Source organism: Jiangella aurantiaca, assembly GCF_004349105.1.
In the GTDB taxonomy this organism is placed as follows: domain Bacteria; phylum Actinomycetota; class Actinomycetes; order Jiangellales; family Jiangellaceae; genus Jiangella; species Jiangella aurantiaca.
The window spans coordinates 13471-26690 of the sequence record NZ_SMLB01000055.1; the positions used below are offsets into that span (position 1 = coordinate 13471).

Below are 13220 nucleotides of genomic sequence, written 5' to 3' on the forward strand. Positions count from 1 at the left end.
ATAGGGCGGCGGCTGGAGTCGAAGGCGTGTTGATCGCCGAAGATCTTCTCCTGCTCGCGTACGACGACGAAACGGGCACACCGGTCCAGGCGGCGGTGACGGGTGCCATCGTGGTCGCCAGCTCCGCCGCGGCGGCCGGCGGCAGCTGAGCGGCGGCTGGCTAGAGTGCGACAGTGACCGCCGACCTCGACGACCGCCTGGTCCGGGCCCGCGCCGCGGCTGCCACCGCGGGCCTCGACGCCCTGCTCATCACGCCCGGCGCCGGGCTGCGCTACCTCACTGGCTACGACGCGAAGCCGCTGGAGCGGCTGACCTGTCTGGTGCTGCCGGTCGACGGCCCGGCGACGCTGCTGGTGCCCGCGCTGGAGCAGCCCGCGGCACTCGCGTCCGGTGCGGGCGAGCTCGCCCTCGAGGTGTGGTCGTGGCAGGAGACCGACGACGCCGTCGCGCTCGCCGCGGCGTTGCTGCCCGGCGCGCGCAGGGTGGGGCTGGACGACCAGATGTGGGCCGAGAAGACGCTGCGGTTCCGGGCCGCGATGCCTGGTGTCGAGCAGGTCGCCGCCGGTGCCGTCCTGTCCGAGCTGCGGATGCGCAAGTCCCCGACCGAGGTCGAGCTGCTGCGCGAGGCCGCGGCCGCCATCGACCGCGTGCACGCCCGGATGGGCGAGTGGCTGCGGGCCGGCCGCACGGAGGCCGAGGTGGGCCGCGACATCGCCGCGGCGATCCTCGCCGAGGGGCACGTGAGCGTCGACTTCGTCATCGTCGCGTCCGGGCCGAACGGCGCCAGCCCGCATCACGAGACCAGCGACCGCGTCATCGCGGCCGGCGACCCCGTCGTCGTCGACATCGGCGGCACGACGGCGGCCGGGTACTGCTCCGACTCCACCCGCACGTACGCCGTCGGCGAGCCGCCGGAGGAGTACCGGACGGCGTACGAGGCGCTGTGGCGGGCCCAGGAGGCCGCGGTCGCGCACGTCCGGCCGGGCGTGACGGCGGAGTCGGTCGACGCGGCTGCTCGGGACCTGCTCACCGATGCCGGGCTGGGGGAGTACTTCATCCACCGCACCGGCCACGGCATCGGGCTCGAGACGCACGAGGATCCGTACATCGTCGCCGGCAACGCCACGCCGCTGGAGCCGGGCATGGCGTTCTCCGTCGAGCCGGGGTTCTACCTGGCCGGCCGCTACGGGGCGCGCATCGAGGACATCGTCGTGGCGACCGCGGACGGGGTGGAGGCGCTGAACCGTCGGCCGCGCGACCTGGTGATCCTGGATACGTGACATCGCGGACATAGCGCCGAAACCGTTCCGCGCGAGCGTGTCAGTGCACATCCACCGTCCTGACACCCTCGAGGAGCGACATGGCGCCCACCCCACCGACCGACGCCGAGCTCGACGTCATGATCCGGGCCCGGCTCGCCGCCGTCGGCATCGACCTGGACCAGCTGCCGCCGGGCACGGCCGCTGACCCGGAGACCGGCGCACCCGGCCGGGCCGCCGTCCTGGCTTCGCTGCGCTCGTTCGCGCGGTCGTCGCTGGCCGAGATCAGCGCTTGGGTGCCGCCGGCGCCGACCGGCACGCCCGCCACGCAGGCCGTCGAGCTGTCGCAGCAGGCCGCGCCGATGCTGTACCCGTCCATCAGCACGGCCTGGAGGGACTCGTGACGGGGGTGCCGGAGCTGGAGACCGGCGACCCGCAGGATGTGCACGTCGACCGGCGCTCGTTCCTCGCCCGGATGGCCGTGCTGTCCGCGGGCGCAGCGGTGGCCGGCACCGTCGGGCTGCCGCAGGTGGCCTTCGCCGGGCCGGCCGCGCCGCGGTCCCGGACCGGCCCGCACACGGACGCATCCACGTCGCCGCGGCCGGAGGCGGTGGCCGACCCGACCGAGCTGACCATCGCCGAGGCGGCGTACCTGCTGCGCGCTGGGACGCTGCGGGCGGAGACGCTGCTCGAGGCGTACCTGGAGCGCATCGCGGCGTACGACGACGTCTACCAGGCGTTCAACCTGGTGCTCACCGAGCAGGCCGCGGCGGCGGCCCGGGCGCTGCGGCGCGGCCACTACCGCGGCCCGCTGCACGGGATCCCACTGGCGATCAAGGACAACTACTACACGGCGGGCGTGCGGACGACGGCGAACTCGTACGTCTTCGCCGACTTCGTCCCGCCGTTCGACGCCACCAGCGTCGCCAAGCTGACGGCGGCGGGCGGCATCGTGCTCGGCAAGACCCAGATGGGTCCGCTGGCGACGACCCGCGCGACCACGCCCGACGGCATGGTCACGACGGTGAACGCCTGGACGCCGGAGAACCCGTCGACGAACCCGGGCGGCTCCTCGACCGGGACCGCGACCGCGGTGGCCGGCCGCCTGGCGACGTCGGGCATCGGGACGCAGACCGGCGGCTCGATCACGGCGCCGTCGAACGCGCAGAACCTCACCGGGCTGAAGCCGACGATGGGCCGGGTGTCGCTGTACGGGATCGTCCCGCTGACGTACTCGCGCGACCACCCGGGCCCGCTGGCCCGCGACGCCAGGGACGCGGCGATCATGCTGTCGGCGATGGCCGGCGAGGACGCCAACGATCCGCGCACCCAAGGGCTGCCGCCGGTGCCTGACCTCGTCGCCGCGGCGACGCCGGTGTACCGGGGCAAGCGGCTGAAGCTGCGCTGGCCCACCCGGATCGGCGTCATCCCGGGGTTCGTCTCGGGGACCAGCCCGACGGCGGCCGCTCGGCGCGCGTTCCTCGACACGCTGGCCGGTGTCGAGGGCGTCAGGGTGGTCGACGTGACGCTGCCGGACGAGTGGGACCTGCTCACCGGTCGCTTCAACGACGTCCGCCTGCCCGAGCGGGCCGAGCCGTTCGTGCCGTACCTGCGCCAGGACCTGCGGCTGTTCGGTGTGTCGCTCACCAGCTGGCTGCAAGGCGCGCTCATGGGCGCCGACGAGTACCTGACCGGCCAGCGGGCCAAACTGGTGCTGCTGGAGCGGGTGCTGGACGACCTGTTCGCCCAGTGCGACGTCGTGGTGCAGACCTCACCGGTGCCGTTCGACATCATCGGGCTGCCGGAGCTGGCGCTGCCGATCGGCTTCTCCGGCGGGTTGCCGATCGGGACCATCCTGGGCGGCCGCCCTTACGCCGAGGACCGGCTGCTCGCGGTGGCGGCGGCCTACCAGGCCCTGACCGACTGGCACTGGCGCCGTCCGGCCGACCCGGTCGCGGCGGGCGCGGCGGCCGGGGCACGGTCGCTGGCGAGCGCGGCGGCGGCCCGGCCCCGGCTGACGGCGGCGGAGGCGGCCGAGCAGTCGCAGTAGGAGGCGGAGTGAAGGGAACGGAGGCCGGCATCACCAGGATTTCTGGACCATCGACACGATTGCAGACGTAGTGCGACACGGGATCTCGTGCTGAACGTGATCGTTTGGCCCGAGCCAACCGATCCCACCCGCGCCGACCCCCCACGGAGGTCGGCGCGGCGGCGTGTCCCCTTCGACTGCTCCGCCTCAGCTCGCCGGCGGGATGTTGTGGGTGTACTGGAACACGTTGTCCGGGTCCCAGGTGCGCTTGACCTCCTGCAGCCGCTGGTAGGCGCCCTCGGAGAAGACCGACTTCACGACGTCGGGCGTCGAGCCGGGGGAGAGGAAGTTGAATGCGCCGACCGGTCGCGTGTGCCCGGCGAGGCCGGCGAACCCCTCGTCGAGCCGCTGCCGCACGGCGGTCAGCTGCTCCGGCGTGGCGGCCAGCGCGTTCGCCGCCGCGATGTACGGGGTGTCGCGGTGGGAGAGCGGGCCGTCCTGGTCCTTCGCCGCCGCACCGCCGAGGTGGCGGATGTCGACGCCGGGAACCGGCGACCCCGGCGCGGCCAGCTCGAGCAGCGCATCGATGGCGGCGTCGGTCAGCCCGCCCAGGCCGGTGCTGCGGCCGGCCGCCGGCATCGGGTCGGTGGGCTCGTTGCCGGACAGCGCCGCCTCGAGGTACGTCGACGTGCGGAAGCCGTCCATCAGCGGCTCACCCAGCGCCGCGCGCAGCGGCTCGAGCGCGGACCCGTCGTCGCCGGCGATGGTGGCCCGGAGCATGGCGACGTGCTGGCCGCGCAACGGCTCGGGCACGGCCGGGATGGGCGGGAACGACATGACCATGACGGCGGACGTGACGTCGTCGGAGACCTGGCCGGTCCAGTCGGCCCATGCGCGCAGCACCTCCGCCGCCCGGGCGCCCGGGTACATCATCGTGCCGTTGTGCACCGACGGCACGTCGTACAGCCGCACCTCGAGCGAGGTGACGACGCCGAAGTTGCCGCCGCCGCCCTTGAGCGCCCACAGCAGGTCGGGGTTCTCGTCGCGGCTGGCGTGCACCAGCGAGCCGTCGGCGGTGACGACGTCGGCGGCGAGCACGCTGTCGGCGGCGAAGCCGAACCGGCGCAGCAACAGGCCGATGCCGCCGCCGAGGGTGTAGCCTACGGCGCCGACCGTCGGCGCGGTGCCGGACAGCCCGGCCAGCTGGTGCGGCGCGGCGGCTTCGAGGACGCTGCGCCAGCGGACACCGGCGTCGATGCGGGCCACCTTGCGCTCGGCGTCGACGTCGACCCCGGTGAGCCGGGTGACGTTGAGCACCACGCCGTCGTCGTTGGGCCGCACGGCGCCGTGGCCGGACGACTGCACGGAGAACGGCACGCCGTTCTCGCGCGCCAGCCGGACCGCCGCCTGGACGTCGGCGGCGGACTCGGCCACGACGACGACCGCGGGGTGCTGGTCGATGAGCAGGTTCCACGGCCGCCGTAGGTCGTCGTAGCCGTCGTCGCCGGGTGCGTAGGCCCGGCCGGTGAGCGTCGAGCGGAAGCCGTCGAGGTGGATCATGAGACTCTCCATCCGGGTGCGTGATCATGGTGCCCGAACCAGTCTGCCGGTCGGGTCCGACAACGGGACGGACCGAAGCTCGAAAGTGTGACAGTCAGCTGGTCAGGGCCGCGACGGCCAGGTCGGCGTCCGCCTCGGAGGAGTACAGGTGGAACGACACCCGCAGCTGGCCGCCGCGCACCGCGGCCCGGACGCCGGCCGCGGCCAGCCGCTCCTGCGCGCCCGGCACGTCCACCGAGACGATGGCGGAGTCGCCCGGCGGCAGCCCGAGTCCGGCCCGGAACCGGTTCGCCAGCCCGACGTTCCAGTCGTGCACCGCCTCGACCGTCACCGCCTCCAGCAGCTCGAGCGCCGGCGCCGCGCCCACCCACGAGAACCACGCCGGCGACAGGTCCAGCCGGCGGGCGTCCGAGGCCAGCCGCAACGGCGGCCCGTAGTACGAGGCGTGCGGGTCGTCGCCCGCCCACCAGCCCGCTTGCGAGGGCACCACGCGCGCCCGCAGGTCCGCCGTCGTCACGAGGAACGCCGTCCCGCGCGGCGACAGCTGCCACTTGTATCCGCCGGCCACCATCGCGTCGAACCGGCGCGCGTCGACCGGCAGCCAGCCCGCCGCCTGGGTCGCGTCGGCGACGGTGATCGCTCCGGCCGCCCGCGCCGCGGCCGTGACGCCGTCGACGTCGGCGATCACGCCGCTGGCCGACTGGACGACGCTGAACGCGACGACGTCGACGTCGGGCGTGATCCGCGCGGCGAGCTCCGCCGCCGGCACCGTCCGCACCTCGACGCCGCGGTGCGCCTGCGCCAGCCACGGGAACAGCAGCGACGTGAAGTCCTCCTCCGGCGCCAGCACCACGGTCCCGTCCGGCACCGACGCCGCGAGCAGCCCGACCAGCTGCGACACCTGGGCGCCGGTCGTCACGTCCTGCTCGTCGGCGTGCACGAGCCGGGCGAACGCCGACCGCGCCCGCGCCGTCGACGCACCCCAGCCCTCCCACGACACCCGCCCGTGCCGCCATTCGTCCAGCGCCTCCTGCAGCGCCGTCCACGCCGTCGACGGGGGCAGTCCGTAGCTCGCGGTGTTCAGCCAGCCAGGTTGAGGGTCGAACAGCGAGCGCGCTGCGGCAAGTTCCATGCCGTCATCGTGCCAGCGTGGCGTGGACGGGGTGTGGGCCGGGCCGCCAGTAGAGTGCACCCGTGGAGGACATCGACAGGAAGATCGTGGCGTTGCTTATGCGGGACGGCCGGATGAGCTACACCGATCTCGGCAAGTCCACCGGCCTGTCCACGTCGGCCGTGCACCAGCGGGTCCGCCGGCTCGAGGAGCGCGGCGTCATTCGCGGCTACGCCGCCGTCGTCGACCACGAGGCGGTCGGGCTGCCGCTGACGGCGTTCATCTCCATCAAGCCGATCGATCCCAGCCAGCCCGACGACTCCCCGGACCGGCTGGCCGGCATCCCGGAGATCGAGGCCTGCTACTCCGTCGCCGGCGACGAGAACTACATCCTCAAGGTGCGGGTGGGCCGCCCGGCCGACCTCGAGAACCTGCTGGCCCGCATCCGGTCGTCGGCGAACGTGTCCACCCGCACCACCATCGTGCTGTCGACGGCGTACGAGAACCGGCCGATGACGGCGTGAGGCGCGGCCCGGTGCCGGCTCGGCAGCAGGTTGCGGGAGGGTCCGCCGATCTGGTGACCGACGGGCCCTCACCTCACCTGGCCGCCGCCCGGCGCGGGATGATCCGCATGATCGCTGTGCCAATGGCCAGTAGGGCGAAGCCTGCCAGGATCGCCCAGACCGGGCTCGTCCCCGTCTGAGCCAGGCACCCGGCACCGCCGGCGCCCCCGGCGCCCACCACGCACTTGTCGTACATCGTCACCATTTCCTCTCGCGGTTCAGGATCACATCGGCGTAGGCCTTGGCGTGTACGAGCTGGAGGAAGATGTCATACACCAGCTCGAACATCGTGGCGGCCGCCACCATGTGCCGCCAGCCTCGGTCGCTGACGGTGACGACGCGCTCCAGGATGAAGACGCCCGTGACCGCCATCCAGACCGGCTGGAGGCTCACACCCCCGTCGACTGCGATGGCGACGGCGATGGAAGTCAGGTAGATGAACGTGACCGCGACACCGGCCATCGTCAGGAGTTGCCGGCCCCAGTAGCGCCACGTCACCGGGGTCACGCCGTACTGGAAGCAGTTCTCCACCGCGCCGCGCTTCCAGCGCAGCCGCTGTTTCCACAGGTCACGCCACGTCGGCATGACCTCGGTCACGAGAGTGCATTCCTTCGGGCTGAGCACCTCATAGCCCAGGTGGAGAAGTGCGAACGTGAGCTCGTTGTCTTCGGTCAGGACGGTGGTGTCATAGATGCCACCCCGCCCGTCACCGGCCGGCACCGTGCGATCGAGCCTCGCCCGGGAGAGGTGCTTGAGCGTGCCGGCCCGCATCATCGCGGCGGTACCGGTCACGACCAGGCACTTCCCGCCCAGGCGGCGCACGTCCCTTGCGTACCTGGCGTACTCGTTGCGCTGGAGGTACCCGACCAGCCCGGCACCAGGCTCGCCCTGGAAGACACCACCGACGGCACCGAGCTTGGGACGTGCGTCCATGTACTCGAGCGCCGCCTCGATGAAGTGCTCACCGAGCTGGCTGTCAGCATCCTGGACGAGCACGAGGTCCTGATCGCGCAGCCTCGGCAGGATGTCCGCGAGAATCTGGTTGAGTGCGCCGGCCTTCTTGTCGGTGTTCCCCTCTGTCACGGCGACCTCGGCACGCCACGCGGCCGCGACCTTCGCGGTGTCGTCGGTGCAGTTGTCGGCGATGACGATGACGCTGTCCGGTCGACGGGTCTGGCGGCTGAGCGCGGCCAATGCCGCACCGATGCCTGCTTCCTCGTTGTGTGCCGGAATGAGCACGGTGATCCGTACGTCCGGCACACCGGCATAGCGCAGGGCATTGCCCACGGCGATGAATTCCCCCCGAGAATGCGGGCCGGATGCCGTGCTGGAATGCACGGCATCTCGGCCCGTTGCCCCCCTTCGCCGCCGGCATTTCCCGGCGGCCGAACTTGCTCTTTGAGGTTAACCCCGCCGGGCGCCGCGCGCATCTCGAAAGTATGTCCGCCAATGGCGCCACGCCTGGTCAAACCCACTTGATCGTCACCATGCGTGACGGCGGGACCGGTCGGAGCCCCGAAATCTCGTCACCATGGGTGACGACAATGGAGAAAATGTGTCCGGCATCTCATTGGTCACGAACTCGGCCGCCCAGCGCAATTCGGACAATACGCCCACTCTCGCAGCGGAAATTATCGCGTTGAGCAGGCGTCCTCCCGCTTCCAGGCATGCATTCCTGGGAAGCGGCATGGGCCCACTCAACGTGATCATTTCCGGCCCGCGCCGACGGAGCGGAACGCGTCAGTTGAAGGCGTTCTGTCCCGTGAGGGCCTGGCCGATGACGAGCTGGTGCACCTCGCTGGTGCCCTCGTAGGTCAGCACCGACTCCAGGTTGTTGGCGTGCCGCAGCACCGGGTACTCCAGCGTGATTCCGTTGGCGCCGAGGATGGTGCGGCACTCGCGGGCGATCGCCAGGGCCTCGCGGACGTTGTTCAGCTTGCCCAGGCTGACCTGCTCCGGCCGCAGCTCACCCGCGTCCTTGAGCCGGCCCAGGTGCAGGGCGAGCAGGTAGCCCTTCTGCAGCTCCAGCGCCATGTCGGCGAGCTTGGCCTGGGTGAGCTGGAACGACGCCAGCGGCCGGTCGAACACGTCGCGCGTCTGCGCGTAGGAGATCGCCGTGGCCAGGCAGTCGCGGGCCGCGCCGAGCGCGCCGAACACGATGCCGAACCGGGCCTCGTTGAGGCAGGACAGCGGCCCGCGCAGGCTCGACACCTCCGGCAGGACGGCGTCGGCCGGCAGCCGGACGCCCTCCAGCACGAGCTCGCTGGTCACCGACGCCCGCAGCGACAGTTTCTTCCCGATCTTGGGTGCGGAGAACCCGGGTGTCCCCGCCGGGACGAGGAAGCCGCGCACCGTCCCGTCGTCGACGCATCGGGCCCAGACGACGGCGACGTCGCCGACCGCGCCGTTGGTGATCCACATCTTGGTGCCGTCGAGCACCCAGTCGTCGCCGTCGCGGCGGGCGCGGGTGCGCATGCCGGCCGGGTTGGAGCCGAAGTCGGGCTCGGTCAGCCCGAAGCAGCCGATCAGCTCGCCCGCCGCCATGCCGGGTAGCCAGCGCTGCTTCTGCTCCTCCGACCCGAACTTCCAGATCGCGAACATCGCCAGCGACCCCTGCACCGACACCAGCGAGCGGACGCCGGAGTCGCCGGCCTCCAGCTCCATGCAGGCCAGGCCGTAGGAGACGGCGTTCGTCCCGGCGCAGCCGTACCCGGTGAGGTGCATGCCGAGCAGGCCCAGCTTGCCGGCCTCCAGCGCCAGCTCCCGCACGGCATTTTCAGACAGCCCGTCCTCGTACCAGTCGGCGATCGACGGGCGGACGCGGTCGTCGACGAAGTGGGCGACGGCGTCGCGCAGGTCGCGCTCCTCCTCGCTGAGCAGGTGCTCGACGGTCAGCAACTCCAGGGGCGAGGTCATGTCACTCCTTCTCGGCCAGCTCGACGGCGGCCTTCTCGATCTGCTGCTCGCCGAGCAGCACGTGGCTCGCGGCGGTGCCCAGGGGCACGAAGCTGTCGTGGCTGGCGACACGGGCGATGCGGCCGTCGTACCCGGACTCCACCAACGCGGTGACGACGCCCTCGCCGACGCCGCCGGAGTGCCGGGTCTCATCGGCCACCAGCACCCGGCCGGTGAGGTTCGCCTCGCGGACGATGTCCTCGACCGGCAGCGGCGCCAGCCAGCGCAGGTCCAGCACCTGGGCGCTGATGCGCCGCTCGGCCAGCCGTTCGGCCACCCGCAGGCTCATCGGCACGCCGTTGCCGAACGTGACGATGGTGAGGTCGGCCACGGCGCCGTGCACCCGGGCCCGGCCGATCGGCGCGTGCTCGCCCGTGTCGGGAGCAAGCCAGCCGCCGTCGCCGTCCCGGTGCAGGTCACGGGTGTGGTAGAGCGCGATCGGCTCGAGGAACGCCGACACCGTCCCGTCGACGGCGGCCGCGGCCAGGCAGGTGCGGAGCATGGCGGCGGCGTCGTCGCCGCGCGACGGGCAGGCGACCACCAGGCCGGGGATGTCGCGCAGCACGGCGACGCCGTTGTCGTTGTGGAAATGCCCGCCGAAGCCGCGCTGGTAGGCCAGTCCGGCGATGCGGACGACCAGCGGGTTGCGGTACTGCCCGGTGGAGAAGAACGAGAGCGACGCGGCCTCGCCACGCAGCTGGTCCTCGGCGTTGTGCAGGTAGGCGAGGTACTGGATCTCCGGGACGGGGAGCAGCCCGGCCAGGCCGGCGCCCAGCCCGAGGCCGAGGATGGACTGCTCGTCCAGCAGCGTGTCGAACACGCGGGCCCGGCCGTGCCTGCGGGCCAGGCCGCGGGTGACGCCGTAGACGCCGCCCTTGCGCCCGACGTCCTCGCCGAACACGACGACGCGGCGGTCGCGCTCGAGCGCGGCGGAGAGCGTCGCGTTGATCGACTCGGCCAGCGTGGCCGGCTGCTCGCCGCGGGACTCGTCGTACAGACCGGCTGCGGCCCGGGCGACGGCGTCCGGCGTGCGCGGGGCGAGCGGGGCGACGATCTCCGTCGCGGAGCCGAGCGTGCGGGCGTCGCGCAGCGACTCGGCGACGGCGTCGACCTCGGCCCGCAGCTCGCGGTATCGGCCGATCAGCTCGGTGGGGGTGGCGGCGTCGGTCGTGACCAGCGCGCGGGCGGTACCGAGGATCGGGTCGCGGGCGTGGTCGGCGGCGATCTCGGCCGGCGTGCGATAGCCGATCTCGGCGTCGCTGCCGGCGTGCCCGAGGTAGCGGACGGTGCGCAGGTGCAGGAACGCCGGCTTGCGCTGCTGGCGGACGTAGCCGGCGGCGCGCCGGGCCGCGGTGAGCGCCGTCGCGGTGTCCGACCCGTCGGCATGGATGTACGTGAGGCCGGGCCGCGACCCGTACACCGTCTCGATCCAGCCGGCCGGCGTCGGGACGGAGATGCCGAGGCCGTTGTCCTCGCAGACGAACAGCACCGGCACCGGCAGCCCTTGGAACGCCGTGTTCAGCGCGGTGTTGATCGCGCCGACGGCGGTCGAGTGGTTGGCCGAGGCGTCACCGAACGAGCAGACGACGACGGCGTCGGCCGGCCAGGTTTCCTTTCCTTCGTGGGACTCGCCGCCGCCTGGGACTTCGCGGTCGGCTTGGGGGCTGGCGTCGACGCCGAGCCGGTGGGCCCGGTGCAGCGCGACGGCCAGCCCGACCGCCCGCGGCAGGTGCGAGGCGATCGTCGACGTCTGCGGGACGATCGACAGCGCCGCGTTGCCGAACACCTTGTGCCGGCCGCCGGCGATCGGCTCGTCCGCGGCGCCCATGAGGCTCTGCAGCACGTCGCGGATGGGCGTCGAGCCGGGCACCTGCGCGGCGCGCGCCGCGTAGAACGCGCCGGAGCGGTAGTGCAGCAGCGCCGGGTCGCTCGGGCGCAGCGCCGTCGCGACCACGGCGTTCGACTCGTGCCCGGCCGACCCGATGGTGTAGAAGCCGCGCCCGGCCGCCTGCAGCTCCCGCGCGACGACGTCCAGGTGCCGGCTGGTCACCTGGGCGTCGAAGATGCCGCGCAGCACCTCGGGCGAGCCGGCCGCTGACCCCGTCGACGCCTGGCCCGGCAGCGACGAGATGGCGTCCAGCAGGGCCTGTTCGAGGGCGGCCGGAGTGCTCACGGCTGGTCGTCGAGCCGGAAGCCGAGGTCGGCGTCCAGGTCGGCGACGTCCATCTGCGCCTTCTGCAGCCGGCCGGAGTAGTCCCAGTTGACGGACTGCCAGCGGGTGAACTGGTCGAGCACCCACATGCCGGACTGCCGGGAGCCGTTGCCGGACTTGCCGTTGCCGCCGAACGGCAGGTGCGCCTCGGCGCCCGACGTGGAGTTGTTGATGCTCACCATGCCGGCGGAGATGCCGCGCCGGTACGCGAACGCGTCGGCCGGGTTCGTCGTGTAGATGCTGCTGGACAGGCCGTAGCCGGGCGCGTTGGCGAGGTCGATGGCCTCCTCGAGCGTCGAGTAGGAGGTGACGCCGACGATCGGGCCGAACGTCTCTTGGTCGAACAGCTCGTCGCCCGGACGGACGCCGTCGACCACGACCGGGTGGTAGAAGAGGCCCTTCGCGGGGTCGCCGACGAAGCCGTCGCGCGGGTTGCCGCTGGTGATGCGGCCGGTCCGGCCGAGCACGGTGTGCTGCGGCTGGACCCAGCCGAGGAACTTCTCGTACCGCTCGGCGAACTTGGCGTCGAGCAGCGGGCCCATGAGGACGTCCTGGGTCGGGTCGCCGACGGCGGCGGCGTCGACCGCCGCGGTGAACCGGCGGAGGAACTCGTCGTGCAGCGACTCGTGCACGATGACGGTGCCCAGCGACGTGCAGCGCTGGCCGGCGGTGCCGAAGCCGGAGAACAGCGCGCCCTCGACGGCGAGGTCGAGATCGGCGCTCGGCGTGACGACCAGCGGGTTCTTGCCGCCCAGCTCGAGGCACGCGGTCTGCAGGTGCCGGCCGGTGAGCGCGCCGATCTCGCGGCCGACCTCCGACGAGCCGGTGAAGCCGACCTTGTCGATGTAGCCCAGCTCCAGCGACTCCTGCAGGCCGGCGTAGGTCTCGGCGCCGTCGGCGTGCACCAGGTTGAACACGCCGTCGGGCAGCCCGCCGCCCTTGACGAACAGGTCATAGAGAGCACTGGAGGCGTTGGCCGCATATTCGGCCGGCTTCCACACGATGGTGTTGCCGGTGAGCAGCGCCGGGACGATGTACCAGGACGGCACCGCGACCGGGAAGTTGCCGGCGGTGATGACGGCGACCGTGCCGACCGGGTTGCGGAACGTGAACAGCTGCTTGTCGGGCATCTCGCTGGGGACGGTCTGCCCGTACAGCCGGCGGCCCTCGCCCAGGAAGAAGTCGCAGGTGTCGACGATCTCGCGGACCTCGCCGAGCGCCTCGGCGTACGGCTTGCCGATCTCTCTAGTGACCAGCGACGCAAGTCGTTCAGAGTTTTCCTCGACCACCCGCCCGATGTGCGCGATGGCCCGGCCGCGGACCGGCGCCGGGACGTCGGCCCAGGCGCGCTGGGCGTTGCGGGCGACGACGGCGGCGGCGGTGAAGATGCGCCCGGGAGCGAGGCTCACCTCGCCGACGACCTCGTCGAGGTCGGCCGGGTTGAGGCTGGCGACGGTGCGGTCGCCGGGGACGGCCTGGCCGTCGACGACCGAGGTGACGGTGCGGGTCACGGTGGTTGTGCTCCTCGGGA

The 13220-nt window shown here is 72.5% G+C and carries 11 protein-coding genes; 5 read left to right on the forward strand and 6 right to left on the reverse strand.

From position 1 onward, the window contains the following. Positions 1–26: 26 nt before the first annotated feature. The 4 genes from E1262_RS31855 to E1262_RS25935 all read left to right on the forward strand — a co-directional run bounded on the left by E1262_RS31855 (position 27) and on the right by E1262_RS25935 (position 3309). The gene (locus tag E1262_RS31855; protein ID WP_275261818.1) at positions 27–149 is read left to right on the forward strand and encodes a hypothetical protein; all 123 of its coding nucleotides are present in this window, start codon (positions 27–29) and stop codon (positions 147–149) included. Positions 150–173: 24 nt separating this feature from the next. After that, a complete protein-coding gene (locus tag E1262_RS25925; protein WP_132107086.1) occupies positions 174–1280 on the forward strand; it encodes a M24 family metallopeptidase in 1107 nt (368 codons plus the stop codon). An 80-nt stretch (positions 1281–1360) separates the two neighbouring features. Further along, positions 1361–1663 (forward strand): hypothetical protein, encoded by a 303-nt coding sequence (locus tag E1262_RS25930; RefSeq protein WP_132107088.1) that lies wholly within the window; start codon positions 1361–1363, stop codon positions 1661–1663. Further along, a complete protein-coding gene (locus tag E1262_RS25935) occupies positions 1660–3309 on the forward strand; it encodes an amidase (protein ID WP_203454458.1) in 1650 nt (549 codons plus the stop codon). Before E1262_RS25930 ends, E1262_RS25935 begins: the two co-directional genes overlap by 4 nt. A gap of 186 nt (positions 3310–3495) precedes the next feature. On the opposite strand, the gene E1262_RS25940 is transcribed toward E1262_RS25935, so the two are convergent. Continuing rightward, complete coding sequence (locus E1262_RS25940) at positions 3496–4848, reverse strand: FAD-binding oxidoreductase (protein ID WP_162606087.1); 1353 nt, start codon at positions 4846–4848, stop codon at positions 3496–3498. 94 nt (positions 4849–4942) lie between these two features. Then, positions 4943–5980, reverse strand: a complete 1038-nt coding sequence (locus tag E1262_RS25945) for an aminotransferase class V-fold PLP-dependent enzyme (RefSeq protein ID WP_132107092.1) — start codon at positions 5978–5980, stop codon at positions 4943–4945. 62 nt (positions 5981–6042) lie between these two features. On the opposite strand from E1262_RS25945, the gene E1262_RS25950 reads away from it, so the two are divergent. Then, entirely contained in the window at positions 6043–6483 is a 441-nt protein-coding gene (locus E1262_RS25950) for an Lrp/AsnC family transcriptional regulator (protein WP_132107094.1), read from the forward strand. 237 nt (positions 6484–6720) lie between these two features. Here the strand turns inward: E1262_RS25950 and E1262_RS25960 are convergent, their stop codons facing one another. From E1262_RS25960 to E1262_RS25975, 4 genes are all read right to left on the reverse strand, one after another. Continuing rightward, entirely contained in the window at positions 6721–7809 is a 1089-nt protein-coding gene (locus tag E1262_RS25960) for a glycosyltransferase family 2 protein (RefSeq protein WP_203454459.1), read from the reverse strand. 453 nt (positions 7810–8262) lie between these two features. Next, entirely contained in the window at positions 8263–9438 is a 1176-nt protein-coding gene (locus tag E1262_RS25965; RefSeq protein WP_132107096.1) for an acyl-CoA dehydrogenase family protein, read from the reverse strand. A gap of 1 nt (position 9439) precedes the next feature. Next, positions 9440–11650: a thiamine pyrophosphate-dependent enzyme gene (locus tag E1262_RS25970; protein ID WP_132107098.1), complete on the reverse strand. Its 2211-nt coding sequence runs from the start codon at positions 11648–11650 to the stop codon at positions 9440–9442. After that, on the reverse strand, positions 11647–13200 hold the full coding sequence (locus tag E1262_RS25975) for an aldehyde dehydrogenase family protein (protein WP_132107100.1): 1554 nt from the start codon (positions 13198–13200) through the stop codon (positions 11647–11649). The genes E1262_RS25970 and E1262_RS25975 overlap by 4 nt, the downstream gene beginning before the upstream one ends. Positions 13201–13220: the final 20 nt, after the last annotated feature.